The organism is Paenibacillus sp. 05T425 (assembly GCF_056396205.1).
Genome location: NZ_JBFTLA010000006.1, coordinates 1 through 18,912, shown reverse-complemented (window position 1 = coordinate 18,912; position 18,912 = coordinate 1). Strand labels below are relative to the sequence as shown.

At 50.0% G+C, this 18,912-nt stretch carries 13 protein-coding genes; all 13 read left to right on the top strand.

Translation table 11 applies throughout. The annotated features are described in order from the left end of the window. The first annotated feature begins 127 nt into the window (after positions 1-127). On the top strand, positions 128-1,543 hold the full coding sequence (gene leuC, locus AC1DF0_RS13955; protein ID WP_477574409.1) for a 3-isopropylmalate dehydratase large subunit: 1,416 nt from the start codon (positions 128-130) through the stop codon (positions 1,541-1,543). A gap of 28 nt (positions 1,544-1,571) precedes the next feature. After that, entirely contained in the window at positions 1,572-2,171 is a 600-nt protein-coding gene (leuD, locus tag AC1DF0_RS13950; RefSeq protein ID WP_477574408.1) for a 3-isopropylmalate dehydratase small subunit, read from the top strand. 158 nt (positions 2,172-2,329) lie between these two features. Continuing rightward, entirely contained in the window at positions 2,330-3,742 is a 1,413-nt protein-coding gene (locus AC1DF0_RS13945; protein ID WP_477574407.1) for an N-acetylmuramoyl-L-alanine amidase, read from the top strand. Between the two features lie 19 nt (positions 3,743-3,761). Next, positions 3,762-4,301 (top strand): GerMN domain-containing protein, encoded by a 540-nt coding sequence (locus AC1DF0_RS13940; RefSeq protein ID WP_477574406.1) that lies wholly within the window; start codon positions 3,762-3,764, stop codon positions 4,299-4,301. Between the two features lie 36 nt (positions 4,302-4,337). Further along, the gene (locus AC1DF0_RS13935; RefSeq protein WP_477574405.1) at positions 4,338-6,395 is read left to right on the top strand and encodes an S-layer homology domain-containing protein; all 2,058 of its coding nucleotides are present in this window, start codon (positions 4,338-4,340) and stop codon (positions 6,393-6,395) included. A 149-nt stretch (positions 6,396-6,544) separates the two neighbouring features. Beyond that, positions 6,545-7,237 (top strand): endonuclease III, encoded by a 693-nt coding sequence (nth, locus tag AC1DF0_RS13930; RefSeq protein WP_475821602.1) that lies wholly within the window; start codon positions 6,545-6,547, stop codon positions 7,235-7,237. Between the two features lie 5 nt (positions 7,238-7,242). Next, entirely contained in the window at positions 7,243-7,515 is a 273-nt protein-coding gene (locus tag AC1DF0_RS13925) for an NAD/NADP transhydrogenase alpha subunit (RefSeq protein ID WP_307201479.1), read from the top strand. Between the two features lie 11 nt (positions 7,516-7,526). Then, complete coding sequence (locus AC1DF0_RS13920; RefSeq protein ID WP_477574404.1) at positions 7,527-11,198, top strand: dynamin family protein; 3,672 nt, start codon at positions 7,527-7,529, stop codon at positions 11,196-11,198. Positions 11,199-11,494: 296 nt separating this feature from the next. Further along, positions 11,495-13,285, top strand: a complete 1,791-nt coding sequence (locus tag AC1DF0_RS13915) for an ABC transporter ATP-binding protein (RefSeq protein ID WP_442051800.1) — start codon at positions 11,495-11,497, stop codon at positions 13,283-13,285. Continuing rightward, the gene (locus tag AC1DF0_RS13910; protein WP_477574403.1) at positions 13,285-15,117 is read left to right on the top strand and encodes an ABC transporter ATP-binding protein; all 1,833 of its coding nucleotides are present in this window, start codon (positions 13,285-13,287) and stop codon (positions 15,115-15,117) included. Before AC1DF0_RS13915 ends, AC1DF0_RS13910 begins: the two co-directional genes overlap by 1 nt. Positions 15,118-15,252: 135 nt before the next feature. Next, positions 15,253-16,434, top strand: coding sequence for a formate-dependent phosphoribosylglycinamide formyltransferase (gene purT, locus AC1DF0_RS13905; RefSeq protein ID WP_477574402.1), 1,182 nt, complete (start codon positions 15,253-15,255; stop codon positions 16,432-16,434). Positions 16,435-16,886: 452 nt separating this feature from the next. Beyond that, on the top strand, positions 16,887-17,375 hold the full coding sequence (locus tag AC1DF0_RS13900; RefSeq protein ID WP_477574401.1) for a hypothetical protein: 489 nt from the start codon (positions 16,887-16,889) through the stop codon (positions 17,373-17,375). An 833-nt stretch (positions 17,376-18,208) separates the two neighbouring features. Beyond that, complete coding sequence (locus tag AC1DF0_RS13895; protein ID WP_477574400.1) at positions 18,209-18,721, top strand: hypothetical protein; 513 nt, start codon at positions 18,209-18,211, stop codon at positions 18,719-18,721. Positions 18,722-18,912 lie beyond the last annotated feature (191 nt).

Genomic DNA, 18,912 nt, shown 5'->3' with positions numbered 1-18,912 from the left:
TATTTCCATTATAGTTATTACCTATAGACGTTATAGATATTATATCTTGGTTCAATGAAGAAAGAAATGCTATGATAGGTTCAGTTAACAGAGCAGAAAGATTCAAGTAAATGATGGGGTGAGCATAATGACGAAAAAGACAATGTTTGAGAAGATCTGGGATAATCACGTCATTCATCAAGAAACAGGCAAGCCGAGCGTAATTTATATCGACTTGCAGCTTGTGCACGAGGTTACATCGCCGCAAGCGTTCGAAGGCCTTCGCCTTTCGGGCCGCAAAGTGCGCCGTCCTGACCTGACATTCGCAACGATGGATCACAACGTACCTACCAAAGACCGGTTCAATATTAGCGATCCGATCTCGAAGCAGCAGATCGATACGCTGACGCAGAACTGTAAAGACTTCGGCGTTAAGCTGTTCGATCTTGACAGCATCGATCAAGGCGTCGTTCACGTTATGGGACCTGAGCTTGGCTTGACGCATCCGGGTAAAACAATCGTGTGCGGCGACAGCCACACTTCGACGCACGGCGCATTCGGCGCACTTGCATTCGGTATCGGAACGAGCGAGGTTGAGCACGTTCTTGCAACGCAATGCTTGCAGCAATCGAAAGCGAAGACGATGGAAATTCGCTTCAACGGCAAGCGCAAGCCTGGCGTAACGGCGAAAGACATGATCCTCGGCGTAATCGCTCAAGGCGGCACGGACTTCGCAACAGGTTATGTAATCGAGTATACGGGCGAAGCGATCACTAGCCTGACAATGGAAGAACGTATGACGGTCTGCAACATGTCGATCGAAGCCGGCGCTCGCGCAGGTCTGATCGCACCGGACGAAACGACGTTCAACTACCTTCGCGGCCGCGAATACGCGCCAGCGAACTATGAAGAAGCAGTAGAGGCTTGGAAACAACTGACGACGGATGAAGGCGCTGAATACGACACGGTTGTACACTTTGACGTTGACGCTTTGATCCCGCAAGTAACTTGGGGAACGAGCCCGGGTATGGGTACTAACATTACGGCAAAAGTACCATTCCCTGCTGACCTTCCTACTGAGAATGAGCGCAAAGCCGCAGAAGCTGCGCTTGAGTATATGGATTTGAAACCAGGCACGCCTATGACGGAAATCGAAATCGATTATGTGTTCATCGGCTCTTGCACGAACGGCCGTATCGAAGACTTGCGCGCTGCAGCAGAGATCGCTCGCGGCTACAAGGTAAGCGAGAAAGTAACGGCAATTGTCGTACCGGGCTCTGGCCGCGTTAAGATTCAAGCGGAGAAGGAAGGCCTCGACAAAATCTTCACAGAAGCGGGCTTCGAATGGCGTGATGCTGGCTGCTCGATGTGTCTGGCGATGAATCCGGACGTATTGAAACCAGGCCAACGCTGCGCATCGACTTCCAACCGTAACTTCGAGGGTCGTCAAGGCCGCGGCGGACGTACGCACCTTGTATCGCCAGCTATGGCTGTCGCTGCAGCTGTTAACGGACGCTTCACAGACGTACGCGATTGGGAAATCAAAACCGAAGTGTTGAACTAATTGAACGCGAGAGAGGGGTATTCTAGGTATGGAACCGTTTAAACAACTTACAGGCATCGTCGCCCCGGTCGACCGGGTCAATGTCGACACTGACGCTATTATTCCTAAACAATTTTTGAAGCGCATCGAGCGCAGCGGCTTCGGACAGTTTCTCTTCTTCGAATGGCGCTTCCATGAAAGCGGCGAAGTAAATGCCGAGTTCGAACCGAACAAACCGCGCTACGATGGCGCATCCGTACTCATTTCCCGTGCGAACTTCGGTTGCGGCTCCTCCCGTGAGCATGCGCCGTGGGCGATTCTCGATTATGGCTACAAAGTCATTATCGCGCCGTCGTACGCTGATATTTTCTACAACAACTGCTTCAAGAACGGCATTCTGCCAATCAAGCTTAGCGAAGAGCAAGTGGAAGACTTGTTCCAGCGTACTGCGAAGCATGTAGGCTACAAGCTGTCGGTCGATCTTGAGAACAAATTGCTGACTGACGAACATGGCCTTAGCATCGCTTTCGAGCTTGACGAGCACCGTCGTCAGTTCCTGCTTCAAGGTCTCGACGATATCGGCTTGACGCTTCAGCATGAATCGCTGATTACAGCTTACGAGCAGAAGCACGCAGCGCGTCTCGGCTAGTGTAACGCTTGAATGATAAGAGGACAATTACCGGCAACGGCGATTGTCCTCTTTTTTCCTCTAAACGCAACTTTTTCTGACAAGCTGCGTCTATATTTGCGTCTGTAAAAGTCGAATGTTCACATTCGATGCGGGCAATTCAGTCATCGAGGTGGAAAATGAAGAAATTTGTAACCATTCTATTGTTCATGTCCGTATTGTTCACGATGTTTGCTAGCGTAGGACAAGCTGCCGAATCTGTTCCAAAGCTGTATCTGAACGGTCAGCTGCTGCAGCCAGACGCTGATCCGCAGATTGTGAACGAGTCTACGATCGTCCCTATCCGGGTCATATCGGAAGGACTTGGTTTCCAAGTTGATTGGGACAATACGACCAAAACAGTTACGATCAATGACGGAAGCAAAGTTATTATGCTTGCTATTAATAACGATGCTGCACTTGTAAACGATCAAGTGGTTCAAATGCAAACGAAGCCGATCATCGTTAACAAAACGACGCTCGTTCCTATTCGTTTCATTGGCGAGCAATTCGGACTTGAATTCGAGTGGAAGGCAGACACGAAGGAAGTACATATCGTTCAACCGCCGAAAGGCCCGACAGGATGGATTACAGGCGTAGGCTTCGACGGTATTGGCGGCGTCATCGTCAATTACGAAGGATCGTCCAAGCCCAATAAGGTGCAAGTGCTCGATAATCCGAAGCGAATCGTACTCGACTTCCCGAATACGAGCTATTCCTCCGATCTCGCAGCCACTCTGGCTAACGGTCAAGTGAAAGCGGAAGTAACGGATAACCCGTTAATTACGGGCTATCGCTATTCGATCTTCTCCAATAGCCCTACCGTAGCGAGAGTTGTGCTTGATGTGAACGCGGATACGGGTTATATCATGACGGAAGGTGTTGGAGAATTCCGAATTGATCTCATGCCGTCTGGCGAAGTACCGCCTGAGCCGGAGACGCCGACAGACCCTGAACCAGAAGTTCCCGTGGAACCAGAAGTTCCCGTAGATCCCCAGCCTCCGGTCACGGATAACGTGTATGATGTTGTTATTGACGCCGGTCATGGCGGAAGCGACCCAGGAGCCCAAAGCGTCCTGAACAGATGGGAGAAGGAATTTAATCTGAGCGTTGCCCTCAAGATGCAGAAGCTTTTGGCTAACGAGAAGTCGATCAAGGTTCATATGACGAGAACGGGCGATACGTATCCGACACTGCTGGAGCGGATCGCGTTCGCCGAAAACCTGAAGGCCGACATGTTCATTTCCATCCATGCCAACAGCCTGAAGGGCAGCAGCGCTACCGGTTCCGAAACGTATTATTACCGCGAAAACAGCAAGAGCTTGGCGGAGGTCATTCACAAGCATCTGATAGCTGGTACGAAACTCAAAGACCGCGGCGTTAAGAAGGAAGCGTTTAAAGTCATTAAGGAGACGACGATGCCGGCCGTGCTTGTAGAAGCAGGGTTCCTATCGAATGCGGCAGACGCGAAATTACTTTATGACGATGCTGTCCAGAATCGGATTGCAGCCGAGCTAGTAGCCGGCATTAAGGAATATTTCAAATTGAAATAGAAAGCAGGTGTTCAGTCGTATGACGAATGTCAAAGCAAGAGGGCTGCTGGCTGCCTTTCTATTAACATTGACGATTACTGGCTGCGGGGGACAGGACAATCTTCCATCTGGCAATGATGTGTCCGGAGCAACTACCCCGCCGACTGAGGAACAATCGATTGCTGTGAAGCGAACGATTTCGGTGTATTCGACGGATTCCGAATTGTCGAAAACGTCAGCACGCGAAGTCGAGATTGAACTGAGCGATGGCGACKATCAGTTGGCTCTAGTGAAAGCTGCGCTTTCTGAGCTTCAGAAGGACGGCGGAGCAGAAGAGATTTCCTTATGGAAGGCGATCAGCTTCGACAAAGTGAGCTTGGAGGACGGTCTTGCAACCGTCGATATCCTGCTTCCTGATGAAGCGAGGCTGGGAGGACCGGGCGAGATTCTTGCCATCGAGTCGCTCACCAAGACGCTGTTTCAATTCGACTTCGTAGATGCAGTCGATATTCTAGTAGACGGTGAAGCGTTGGAGACTCTAATGGGCCATGTTGAGCTCGAGCATCCTTACCGCAAATAATATAAGGCTTAAGCATAACTATAGGGGGACTTATAAATGCCAATTCATATTAATGGGAAAAAAGCAGTGATCGGGGCGCTTGCTTTGTCACTTGCCTTTGGCGGAGGATATGCGGCTGCTCCACATGCAGCGTATGCTGCTGCCAATGGATTGAACACGCCTTTCAGCGATATTAGCAGCGGCCATTGGGCGGAGAAGCATGTCGCCAAGCTTGCGCTGCAGAACATTATTTCAGGCTACCCGAACGGCACCTTCGCTCCAAGCAAAGACGTTTCCCAGCAAGAAGCCGTCCTAATGGCGCTTCGTTTCGCGGGACTTATGGACAAAGTAGACAACGACCCGAGTGCCGTTATTGAGTTTAACGATTCGTTCGTCGTCAGCAACAGTTTCAAAAAATACGTATTGGTAGCCTTCAATGAAGGTTTGCTTGATACTTCCGAAATGTCGCAAGCGGCCAACGTTCCCGGAACGCCATGGGGTACGAAACCTGCTTCGCGGGAATGGGTTACAAAACTCATTATTAAAGCGATCGGCAAAACAGGATTGGCTGACGGATTAAAAAATACCCCATCCTCGTTCACCGATGGCGGCCAGATCGATTCGCGATACCTGGGCTATGTAAATGCCGCAGTCGAGCTAGAGCTCGTCAAAGGCGTAACGGAGACAACGTTCCAGCCGAAAGCGAATATTACGCGGGCAAGCTTGGCTACGATTCTTAGCTTCGCGCAAGCACAGTTTGAAGTTGACTACGAAGGTCAGACGAGCGGTATCGTATCGAAGCTGTCCGATTCTTCACTGACGGTATACGAGAACGGTGTTGAAACTTCGTATGCGCTGGATGAGAACACGCTTTATTACACGTACAAGAATACAGTGCCGATCAGCAAGTCCAGCTTGCTGCTGTACGGGGATATTACCGTCATTGCCAAGGACGGCGTTGCGAAATACGTAGAAGTGAAAAGCGATACGGTACATACGACGACGGTAGCCGGAACCTTCTTGCGCAACGTGGCCGACGAGAAAAAAATATATTTATGGATCAACAAAGTCCCGGTACCATTTGATTACAACGATTCGGTCATCGTAGAAGATACGGCGGGCACTCCGGTGAAGCTAAGCGATCTGAAAGCCGACAGCCCGATCAGCATCGTACAAGATTCGTTCCGCGACAAGCCGTTGGTGGTCAAAATCGTAACTGCTCCCGTCGCTAGCCAAAACACGGTGAAGGGATTGTTTTTCTCGACGGACGGCAAGATCATCACGATCAAAGAGGGCAGCTCGCTCTCCACAAAATATCTTGCCAAAGAGGTTGAGGTCGAGATMGAAGGCCTTAAGGAGGCTGCGCTGGACGATCTGCTGAAAGAAACGGATCAAGTCGAGCTTACGTTAAACGCAGACGAGCAGGTTACGAAAATCAAGGTCGAAAGCCGCAAGGTCGAAGTGCTGGATCAAGCTAAGATCGCCAGCTTCGTGGAAGACATGAAGCTGCTTACGATCGTCGACGCTGAAGGCAAGAATCCGAAGTCTCTCTACCTTACGGACAAGACGAAAGTGGACTTCTATGGCACGTTCATTTCGGTCGAAAGCTCTTACGACTTGCTACTGCAAGGCACGCAAGTGATATTGTCCTATACAGGGGACAAAGTCGTTTCCATTAAGATCGTAACGTCGTATACGGGTAAATTCGTGTCGATCGATACGCTTGATTACGAGTTAAAAATCAAGCTTGATACGGGAGCAACGCTTACGCTTCCATACTCGGCCAACTATGTCGAGACGCCTGGATCGAATACGACGCCTCTCGCTCAGCTTAAGAAGGATGACATCATCACGGTCGAGCTTAATCCGACGCAAGAGAGCGTCATTAAGATTAAAGCGCATCGCGATGTGACTTATACCGTTCAAGTGATTGATATCATGAACAAGAAGATTCGCGTGCAGCCGGCAACGGGAAGCGCGTTCGAACTGTCGATCAAAGACTTGCCGCTGACGGATAAGGACGGCAAGGAAGCGACGATTGGCAATATTTCCGTAGGCAGCTCGATTACGGCTTCTTATGTAGGATTGCTGCCGACCGCTATCCGCGTGAACTAAAGCAAGGGAATAAAGCCTTAAATTAGGATGTTTCGTGAAAAAACTGCCTTACGGGGCAGTTTTTTTTATAGAAAGTGGCTGTTTGCGGTTGCTAAGCGTGACAAATTTCGCTACACTTTGAACGATAGTGTTAGATTGGAGAGAGGACGATGAATGCGAAGCAGAAAATGCGTCATATATTGGACATCATTGCTGAGATGTTTCCGGATGCTCATTGCGAGCTCAATCACAGCAATCCGTTCGAGTTAACGATAGCCGTCCTATTGTCCGCGCAGTGTACGGACGAAACGGTAAATAAAGTAACCGCATCGTTATTCCAAAAGTATAAGCGGCCTGAGGATTACTTAGGCGTGCCGCTGGAGGAGCTKGAACAGGACATCCGCCGAATCGGTCTGTTTCGCAGTAAAGCGTCCAATATCCAGAAGCTAAGCCGCATTTTGATCGATAAATACGACGGTGAGGTGCCGGCAAGCCATGAAGGCTTGACCGAGCTGCCAGGCGTAGGACGGAAGACGGCTAACGTCGTCATGTCCAATGCCTTCGATGTACCAGCGATCGCGGTAGATACGCATGTTGATCGTGTATCGAAACGTTTAGGCATAGCTAAGCTAGACGATAATGTGCTTGAGGTCGAGAAGAAGCTGATGAAGCTTGTTCCGCAAGAAGAGTGGACGGTGACGCATCACCGGCTCATTTTTTTCGGCCGCTATCATTGCAAAGCTCAAAATCCGCAATGCCCGATCTGTCCATTGCTTGATATGTGCAAGGAAGGCAAGCAGCGTATGAAGGCTGGCAATAAAACGAAAAATAAAGCTGAACTGAAAATAGCTGGTAGGGGATGATAAGGATGAAATGTATTTCCGTGTACACAAACAATTTTGAGCTTTTCTCCGATATTTACGAGCAGGTGCTTGAAGCGCCTCCGCAAGAAAACGAAGACATCGTCGTTGAAGGCATTACGGTCAGCGGCTCGGGCGACGTGCCTGAACAATACATCGAGCGTATGCGCATTAAACCTGAGGTTGTCGTGATGAAGGAGAAGGCGCGCAACATTATGATTTTGCAGCACGGCAACGTGTTCGAAATTTGCTTGCCTTCTGACGAAGAGGAAGCTGTGTAAGGAGCAGAACAATGACTGAAATGACTGTGCAGAGCATAGCGGGAGCTATTGCGAGTGCAGCCGGCGATATGGCTGCTGCAGGAGATAAGCAACATTCACAGCAAGTGCAGGAGCTGAACAGTAAGCTGACCGAAGGTCGGCTTACTGTCGCTTTTTGCGGACATTTCTCGGCAGGGAAGTCCACCCTTATTAATAAGCTATGCGGTACGAAGCTGCTGCCATCGAGTCCAATCCCGACCAGCGCGAATGTCGTATCGATCCGCGGGGGAGACAGAGCTTACGCCGCTGTGGAGACGATCAAGAACGGCGTCACCTCGCAGGCTGAGGTTCGAATTGATGAGCTTGATAAATATTGCGTAGACGGCGAGCAGTTCACGTCGGTGTCCATTATTTATCCGAGCGAAACGCTTGGCGACCATACGGTGCTGCTTGATACGCCGGGAATTGATTCTACGGATGACGCGCATCGGATGGCGACGGAATCGGCGCTTCATTTGGCAGACGTTGTGTTCTACGTAATGGACTATAATCATGTCCAGTCTGAGATTAACTTCGCATTTGCGAAGCAGCTTAAGGACTGGGGCAAGCCCTTATACTTTATTGTTAATCAAATTGATAAGCATCGTGATCGCGAGCTGTCGTTCGAGAGCTATCGCAAAAGCGTAGAGGAAGCGTTCCATGCTTGGCATCTTGAGCCGGCGGGGATCGTTTATTTGTCGTTGCGCGAACCGAGCCATCCGCATCAGGAATGGGATAAGCTCCTCGTGCTGCTTAAGCAGCTTGCCGAGCTTAGAGCGCCGTTGTGTGCCTATAACGTGGATGCGTCGCTTAGACATCTCGTTAAGGGCCACTTGAAGTGGATGCAGGAGCAGCAGGAGCCGGAAAGAGAACGGCTCACAGAGGAGGCTGGCGGGGAAGAAGCGCTTAGCCAGCTTAAGTCGGAAATGGACGGTTTGACGAAGCGTATTCGTTCGCTTCAGGAGCAGAAGGAAATGTTCGGCGCCGAGCTTCGCCAAGAGCTGCAGAAGGTGCTTGATAACGCGAATATTACGCCAGCGGGGCTGCGTGATCTAGCGCAGACGTTCCTGGAGAGCCGCAAGCCGGGCTTCAAGGCGGGGTTGCTGTTCGCAGGAGCTAAGACGGCTGCCGAGCAGGAGCGCCGTCTGGAGGCGTTCCGGGCGGAGCTGAACTCGTTAATTAGCGCTGCTATCGAATGGCATGTGAAGCATTTGCTTCGCCAAGCGGCTGAACGGATCGGTTATAACACGGAACAGCTGGAAACGCAGTTGGGCGAGAAGCTGACGTGGCTGCCTGAGCCGGGTTGGATCGTTGAACGCGTGAAGACCGGAGCCGTGATCGGGAATGAATATACGATGATTTACAGCCGCGAGCTTGCCGCGGATGTGAAAGGGGTATACCGCCAGCGCGCGTTCGGCATTATCGAAGCGCTGGCGGATCATGCGGCGGCAGCGAGCAGCAGCGCTGCCGCCGAGGCGCAGGCGCAGCTTGCGGGGCTACGCTCGCAAGCTGGCGCCGCAGAGGCGCTGGCAGCGCTCGCGGAGCGCGCTGCCGCGCATGCGGCGAGGCTCGCAGCTGAGCTGCCGAGCCCGGCGGCGAAGCCGCAACTGCCGGCGCCGAGCGTATCGGCTGCCGGAGGCGGTTCCGGCGCGGCGGCGGATGCGTCCGCGCCAGCAAGCAGCGGCGGCGCAACGCCGCAGCAGGCTAGCGCGGCTGCGGCTGCTGCTGCCGCCGGCGAAGCTCGCGCGAAGCGCCGCTCGCTCGGAGGCGGCGCCGCGCTCGCGCAGCAGCATAGCGCTGCGACGCGGCTGCTGCGCGCCGCAGAGCTGTTAGAGCCGCACGCGGCTCTAACAGCAGCCGCGCATGCGATGCGCGACAAAGCGAACCGGCTGCAGAACAGCCGGTTCACCATAGCGCTCTTCGGCGCCTTCAGCGCCGGCAAGTCGTCGCTCGCCAACGCGCTGATCGGCGAGCCGGTACTGCCGGTATCGCCGAATCCGACGACGGCGGCGATCAACCGTCTCGTTCCGCCGACGGCGGAGCGGCAGCACGGCACGGCGCTTGTCGTCATGAAGACGCGCGATGCGATTCTTTCCGACGTGCGCTATTCGTTAGCGCTGCTCGGCGAGCAGGCATCCGAGGATAAGCTGCCGGATGCGGGCTCGCTCATGCGCGCCATCGATAAGCTGTCGCCGGATAAGATTCAAGCGGGCGGACGGCCGCATTACAGCTTCCTCCGCGCCGCGCGCGCGGGGTGGGAGCAGCATGAAGGTCAGCTCGGCCAGCAATTGGTAGTCGATCAAGCGGAATATGAGCGTTACGTAGCCGAAGAGGCGCGTTCTTGCTTTGTTAGCGAGATCGAGCTGTACTATGACTGCGATCTGACTGCGCAAGGCATCGTGCTCGTCGATACGCCGGGAGCCGATTCGGTCAACGCCCGTCATACGGGTGTTGCCTTCAACTACATCAAGAACGCTGACGCGGTCTTATTCGTCACGTATTATAACCATGCGTTCTCGCAGGCTGACAGACAGTTTCTGATGCAGCTTGGACGCGTGAAGGACCAGTTCGAACTGGACAAAATGTTCTTCCTCGTTAATGCCGCCGACTTGGCTGCGGATCAGGAGGAGCTGGAAGGCGTGCTTGCGCATGTCGAGGATAACTTGACGAAACATGCGATTCGTAATCCAAGGCTTTATCCGGTATCGAGCCTGCAGGCTCTTGACGGCAAAGTCGACGGTAACGCCGAACTGCTAAGCCGTTCAGGCATTGAAGCCTTCGAAGGCGCGTTCCTCTCCTTCATCCAGAATGATCTCGGCAAGCTGGCGATCGATGCCGCTGAGCAGGATCTTAAGCGTGCTGCGGCTACCGTGGCAGGCTGGGTGAAGAGTGCGGAAGGCGACGCAGCAGCGCGGGAAGCAGAGCTTAACGGCTTGCTTAGGGCTGTTGCGGCGAGCGAGAGCGACCTGGCAGCACTTCGCACCTCAGCTGCGCCAGAGCAACTGGAGCAAGAGGTTAGCGAGCTGCTCTATTATGTCGTGAAACGGATTCAGCAGAGATTCGGCGAGTTCTATAACTTCGCATTCAATCCAGCGTCGCTTCAAGACGATGGACGCGATCTACGCAAAGCGATTTGGACTTCGTGGCTCGAATTGCAGCGGTTGATTCAGCTGGAACTGTCACAGGAGCTCCAAGCGACTTCACTGCGTATGGAACGCGGAGTGCACACATGGCTGCAGAAGCGCTATGAACGTTGCGCTGGAGTGCTGCAAGAGGCGCTAGATGGCTATGACGCGATTCCATATCTTCCTGATGGTCTGCCTACGCCTCCGGAAGCTGCGGCATGGGAAGCAGGCGAGATCGAGTCGAAGTGGCTCTGGAGCCGATTCAAATCGCCTAGACAGTTTTTCGAAGGAGAAGGCAAAGGGAATCTGCGCAAAGACTTGGAAAATGTGCTTGCCCCGTCCTTGAACGGTTGGATGGCAAGCCGCATATCCGAATGGAACGTGCTCTACACTGAATATTGGCAGACAGGTTCCGAACAAGCATCGACAAGACTGCGCGAAGACATGTTAGCCTACGCTGCGGGCAAGCAAAGTACCCTTGAAGGCGGCTCGAATTCCGAGCAGCTGAAGGAACTGCACCAACAGCTTATTAATCTCTAAATATCAATGAACTAAACCGTATCAATCGCAATTATCGCTGAATGCTATTTTGGACGCTGAATTCGTCTGAAATAGCATTTTTTATATTTGTGTGTTTTCATACAAAAACGGAGCAATATGCACATATATGTCATGATTTAAGACTATTTGGGAGCAATGACGGAGTGGCATTCCTATATCGCGAGTATAAGCGACTTCAATCACATATACGCAATTTTATACTGTTTGCCCCTGTATATGGATGCTGTTAATATTCACTCATACTTATAAAACAGCATACGGGGAGATGTTTTTTCTTGGACGTGTTAAGGCAATTAAAACGATTTTATTGGGCTGAACGAAAGTTTATGTTCGCCTCGATCGCGGCGCTCATGTGCGCTACGGCACTTGGGATTGTATATCCCAACCTGCTGCGATACCTGATCGATGATGTCATTACGCCTAGACGTTTCGATCTGGTGCCGGCGCTTGCGTTCACGGTCGTAGGCGTCGTCGCATTCAAAGCCTGCTTGCAGTTTCTGCACGGCTTCTTCGGAGGAAGACTAGGCAACCGCGTAGCATTCAGATTACGCAACGCCAGCTATGACAAATTGCAAACGCTGTCCTTCCAATATTATGACAAGGCGAAGACAGGCGATCTGATGTCCCGTCTTACAGCCGATTTAGAGGCGATCCGCAACTTTGTCGGCTTCGGATTCGCACAGATTTTGAACATGGTGCTGATGGTAGTGTTCGGCGGCATCATGATGATGACGATTCATTGGCAATTGACGCTTATAACGCTAGTTACGATTCCATTGCTCATATTCACGGCGCTTCGCTTCGAGAAAAACATTCATCCGGCTTTCCGTGAAATGCGCAAAGCGATGAGTAATCTGACGACTGCGGTCCAAGAGAACATTACAGGCGTCCGTACGGTCAAATCGTTCGCAAGGGAGACGCATGAAGTATCGAAGTTCTCGACGCGCAGCGAGGCTTATCAGACGAACCAAGTCGGCGCGGCCGTCATATGGGCCAAATTTTTCCCCGTAATGGAGCTTGTGGCGAACGTGAGCGCCGTTATCTTGCTTGTAGCAGGAGGCATTCTCGTTATTAACGGAGAATTGAAGCTAGGCGAGTTCGTTGCCTTCTTCAGCTTGATTTGGTACATTATCGGCCCGATGTGGGGACTTGGCTTCCATATCAATAACTACACGCAATTCAAAGCGTCGGGGGAGCGGGTGCTGGAGCTTCTCAATGAGCATATACACGTGAGAAATATCGAGAACGCGGTTGAAGTAACTAACGAGACGGTCAAAGGCCATGTAAGCTTCGAAAATGTAACGTTCAGCTATCCGGACAAATCGCCGGCGGTTACGAACATCAACATCGACGCACCGGCCGGTTCGGTCATCGGGATGCTCGGCGCGACCGGTTCAGGCAAGTCAACGCTCATTCAGCTTCTGATGCGTGCTTACACCGTGAAGCAAGGCGTCATTAAACTTGACGGCATGGATATCCGCAATTTGGACGTGGCGAGTCTTCGCCGCCAAATCGCGCCAGTTTTCCAAGAGACATTCTTGTTCTCGGCATCTATCCGCGACAACATAGCTTACGGAGTGAAGGATGTAACGAATGAACAGATCGAAGCTGCCGCTAAGCTGGCCAAGGCGCATGACTTTATTATGGAGCTGCCGCTTGGTTACGCGACGATCGTCGGCGAGCGGGGGATGGGCTTGTCTGGCGGACAGAAGCAGCGTATCGCCATCGCGCGTGCGTTAATCAAAAATCCGCGCATTCTCGTCCTTGACGATGCTACAAGCGCGGTAGACATGGAGACCGAGCATGAGATTCAAGCAGGCTTCAAGGAGCTGATGGCCGGACGTACCACTTTTGTCATCGCGCATCGGATCTCTTCACTGCGTCACGCCGATGAAATTATCGTGCTTGATAAAGGGGTTATCGTACAGCGCGGCAAGCATGCCGATCTGATTGCGGTAGACGGTCCTTATCGCGATACGTACAACATTCAATATGCCGACTTTTTACAGAAAGACGATGCCGCTTCAGCTTTAACAGCGCAAGGTCAGAAAAGGAGCACCGTATAATGAGCACAAGTTCCCATACGCAAGCCAAAGCTAAAAACAAAAACGAACGGTTCGTATATCAAGACGACGAGCTGATCGAAAAGCCGTTCAACTGGGCGCAGCTGCGCAGGCTGTTTATGTATATGAAGCCGTATTCGAAACAGCTGATGCCCGTCATCGTAATGATGATCTTAGGTACGTTGACGAGGCTCGGCGTACCGGCGCTCGTCATTCTCGCTATCGACGAAGCGATTCAACCGGAGAACGGCGCTTCCGCAAGCATTCCTAAGCTGCTTGTTATTGCTGGCATTATGTTATTCCTTTATGTAATACAATGGGCTTCTAATACTTATCGGATTAAGTACACGAACATTATTGGGCAGCAAGTTATTTATGATCTTCGGAACCACTTGTTCCAGCACATTCAGAAGCTGTCGTTCCGCTTCTATGACAAACGTCCAGCCGGATCCGTGCTCGTGCGGGTAACGAATGACGTCAATGCGCTGCAGGACTTGTTCACGAACGGCGTCGTCAACCTATTGATGGACTGCGTGCAGCTGTTCGGTATCGTAATCATCCTGCTCGTCTGGAACTTCAAGCTTGGTCTCGCGGTTATGATTACCGTTCCGATCATGTTCTTGGTCTCGACTTCGCTTCGCAAAAGGATTCGCTTTGCTTGGCAAGACGTGCGCATTAAGCAATCACGTATCAACTCGCACTTGAATGAAAGTATTCAAGGGATGAAGGTTACGCAATCATTCGTGCAAGAGAAAGACAATATGGGTTTTTTCGATCATATGAATACGGTCAACGTAAAATCGTGGAACAAAGCTTCCGCGCTGAACCAAGCGTTCGGTCCCGTTATTGAGATTACGGCAGCAATAGGCACGTTCATTCTGTTCTGGTACGGTGCACATCTGATTCAGCAGGATGTTATCACAGTCGGTTTGCTAGTCGGCTATGCGAACTACATCGGCAACTTCTGGGACCCGATTAACCGCTTAGGCCAAATGTACTCTCAACTGCTTATTGCTATGGCATCGTCCGAGCGGATCTTCGAGTTCATCGATGAAGAGCCGACGGTAGGCGAACAAGAGGAAGCAAGAAGCTTGCCGAAAATTAAGGGCCAAGTGAAATTCGATAATATTATTTTCGAATACGAGCCTGGCAGACCGGCGCTTAAGGGAGTGACCATCGACGTCAGAGAAGGCCAATCGATTGCGCTTGTCGGTCATACAGGCTCGGGTAAAAGCACCATTATTAATCTGCTCTGCCGGTTCTACGATCCGGTGCAAGGGCGCGTATTGATCGACGGCATTGATATTCGCGATGTAACGATCGAGAGTCTGCGCTCGCAGGTCGGAATCGTGCTGCAGGATACGTTTATCTTCGCTGGTTCGATTCGCGACAACATCCGTTACGGCCGTCTGAATGCGACCGATGACGAGATCGTGAAAGCGGCGCAAGCCGTTCATGCCCATGAGTTCATCATGAGCTTGCCGGATGGCTACGATACGCAGGTAGAGGAGCGAGGCAATGTGCTCTCGATGGGCCAACGCCAGCTTCTATCGTTCGCACGCGCATTGCTTGCCGATCCTCGTATTCTTATTTTGGATGAGGCAACGGCAAGCATCGATACCGAAACCGAATTGAAGATTCAGGAAGCGCTCAAGGCGCTCTTGAAAGGCCGTACTTCATTCATGATTGCGCATCGACTGTCGACGATTCGACATGCGGATGACATTATCGTGCTGGATCACGGTGAGATTGTTGAGCAAGGAAATCACGAACAATTAATTCGCAAGCGCGGCGTATATAACGGATTAATTGAGGCACAGTACCGTTTCTTGTAAGGAATCTAGTCATTTATAGTTGATTTTTGATGAAGAAACCTCCACAATGAAAGAAAAAAGCCGAACATCGGTTAGACCGTGCTTTATCTCGCGGTTTAACGGAAATGGCTTACTTTCAGGAGGTTTTTTCTCATTATGTATGGATCACCGCTATCTCCGAATGCCCGTAAACTGCTTCTGCTCGGTTCGGGAGAGCTTGGCAAAGAGGTTGCCATTGAAGCGCAAAGGCTCGGAGTCGAGACCATTGCCGTCGATCGCTACAGCCATGCTCCAGCCATGCAGGTGGCTCATCGCAGCTATGTGACAGATATGCTGGATGGCGCAGCGATTCGCCGTATTATAGAAGAAGAGAAGCCTGATTTTATCGTACCTGAGATAGAGGCGATCGCCACAGAAACGCTGCTTGAGCTCGAACAGGAGGGACATCGCGTCATCCCGACGGCTCGCGCTGCGAGATTGACGATGGATCGCGAAGGCATCCGCCGTTTGGCTGCCGAGACACTTGGATTACCTACTGCTCCCTATCAGTTCGCCGATTCTTTGGAGGAGCTTCGCCAAGCTGCTGCTGTACTAGGTTTCCCGTGCGTTATTAAGCCGATTATGTCTTCATCGGGCAAAGGGCAGAGCGTATGCCGTTCCGAAGCGGATATTGAAGGCTGCTGGAATTATGCGATGGAAGGCGGAAGAGCGAAGAAGCAGCGCATTATTGTGGAAGGCTTCATCACCTTCGAATCGGAAATTACATTGCTAACTGTTCGTTCGGTCTCCGGCACAAGCTACTGTGCGCCGATCGGTCATATACAGAAGGACGGAGATTATATTGAGTCCTGGCAGCCGCATGATATGACGATGAGTCAGATCGAGGAAGCGGAAGCAATCGCCCGCCAAATCACGGACGAGCTAGGCGGTTACGGCTTATATGGCGTGGAGCTCTTCATTACGAAGGACGGCGTATTGTTCAGTGAAGTTTCGCCAAGGCCTCATGATACCGGCATGGTGACGATGGCGACACAAGATTTAACGGAGTTCGCCCTTCATGTGCGTGCCATCCTCGGTTACCCGATTCCGACAATCCGTTTGTTGTCGCCAGGCGCTTCCTATACGCTTAAGGCGGACCGCGAGAGCAGCAGCTTCGCCGTTGGCGGCTTAGAAGAGGCGTTGTCCGTACCGAACACGCAAGTACGCGTCTTCGGCAAGCCGGAGACGAAGGTTGGCCGTCGCATGGCCGTTGCGCTGAGCAGCGGCGCAGATGTCGAGCAAGCCCGCCAGCAGGCAAGACAAGCAGCCGAAGCGCTGTATATCGAATATAAAGAATAAGCTAGCGTAATAGAGAGCGGTCTGGTTTTTTAGAGTGGAAATCGTCCAACCAAACAGGCAGTTGAACAGCTATCAAGCACATTTGATTGGATAACATACAGCCTAAACCGCCTTTGTAGCTCATTTCCGTCTAAATTACCTCATTAGCCTGTAGAAAATCCAATCAAACTGCTTTTTTGATCTCATTTAGCCCATTAGGCTGGATGAAATCCAATCATAGCCCCTAATTCTTAAAGAACCGTTTCTTGATAGATGGAAGTACGACCAACCATTTACGAAAGGAACGGTTTTTTTGTATCCTCGAAATTACATCCCATGCTTAGCCTGTTGGTGACAGAATAAAAGACATTGAAATAACTAGTATCTCTATCGAAATTTTGTTATGGTTTTCCTAGGAATATATTTCCTGTTAAGGAAAGGAAAACGAATAGGATGGGAAATACCATCTCAACATGCCTTTTGGCAATAGGTGTACTTTTACTTGGATTAGCTTTATCTCAGGAATTACATTAGCAACCGATGAATATGGCGATTTCCAAATAGAAATTGCTTTGTATTGGTGGATTTCAGGTATTATTTCAGGGTTTGTTTTTATTGGATTATCCGAGATTGTGAATTTACTGCAAAAGTTGCTAGATAAAAACAGTGGTGTTACTCAGTCGATACCATCCATGTCATCCTATATGCGTGATGAAAATGTAATTAAAGAAACCATTACTCCCTCGCCTAATGGTGAGAATGAGACGGATGAAACCGAAATTAAAGTTAAGGATCTAACGATTCTTATTAATGATGAACAGAATAAGGGACAATTTTGGATCACTAATTCTAATGTCAGAATAATGAAGAAGTCTATGTTTCAATCTGATTCCGAAGCTCAGCTTGTCAAAGTAATCAATAAGAGCAATCTTTCTGCTGATTATGAAAGAAATAAAGACTAGATTATTTTTAGCTTCATTGAAGGAAACAACAATCATAAGTTGGCATTTAAGACACATAACATCTACGACTATGAACGAATCGTTAACTTGCTAAAATATGAGAAAAAGTAAATGAAACTATCGTAATTTTACGACAGTGTAAAACCTCTGTAGCTGACCAATACGATCGGCTGCCTTTTCATTAAACTAATCGGCAGAGGAAGGAGTGTTTAATCACTACGCGAATATCTAAAAATATTAAGGCGTTTACGAAGTACGCAAATATGATGTTATCCGAAACCACTGTAATTCGAATAGGGCCAGAATATCAACAAAGAGCAAGAGGAACTAAAACTTGTTACTCGCGCCAACACATGAATGATACGATTCGTTACCGTGTCGCGGATGTGTTGAGTAGACAGACATAGATCAGATTAGAAACAGAAGAATAAGTAGATCCCAAAACGGAAGTAGAACCAAAACAGAGCAGACCAAAAACAGAGGTAGATCAAAAACAAAGTTAGATCAAAATCAGAAGAAGATTAAAAACAGAGGAAGATCAAAAACAGAAGTAGAACAAGAATATGAAATATAGATTGAAAGTTGTTCGAGAAGCCAGTGGCATCGGATAACACCATATTCACGCATCGGGCATTCGCCCTCGGTCCGGCAGAAGTTAGAAGTGGATTCGGAGAGGCAGTTTCAGTCGCGAGGAAGTTGGATCAGCCGGACACATCCGCACCGACTAACTGCGCAAGCGCAGCCGGCGACATTCGTCGCCTTAAGTCGGTGGGACGTCGTGAATCCCAAACGTTATATGACAGTGCGAAGTGAAAATATAGGGAGGGAAAACCATGAAAAGTAAAAAAGAGTATAAAGATGAAATCGAACTTAAGTACGGCAAACCATTAAAGGAAGTTATGTATGAATTAATAGTAGAACGATATATGGATCAGTGGGACGGCGCTAAGGAGCTAGGCATACCTACTGATTTATTTGTTTCATGGAGAACACAATTTCGGCTCGGTCCACTTCAAAGAAGTGCTGATTTAGCTGAGCGTAGACATTTTGAAACAATCAATGAATATAAAGAAGAATTAAAAGACATTGATCTAGAAAGAGACTTTAAATATAAAGGTGAAGTCTCACTTAGAGGATTTAAAGAAGTAATTGAACGAATGCTTGAGCTTGAGAAGCGTAGAGGAATATTGTTGAATACAAGTTCATCTTCAGATTTTAAAATGTTATTTCAAACAAATCTCCTCGAAGAAATGATTAATTATTTGAATAAGTACGAGAATGATAAATTACATCAGAAGTTTGATTTCGATTTGCAAATTATTAACTCGTTCAAGAATGATAAATAAATGTGAGTTATTCAAAGCACCGTCATATAACACCAGATTCACGCATCGGGCATTCGCCCTCGGTCCGGCACGAAGTTAGAAGAGGGTTCGGAGAGGCATTTCAGTTTCAATGAAGTAGTAGCAGCCGGACACATCCGCACCACCTAACYGCGTCGCGGCCGCCCTTCGGGCTTAGCCGCCCTTCGGGCTTA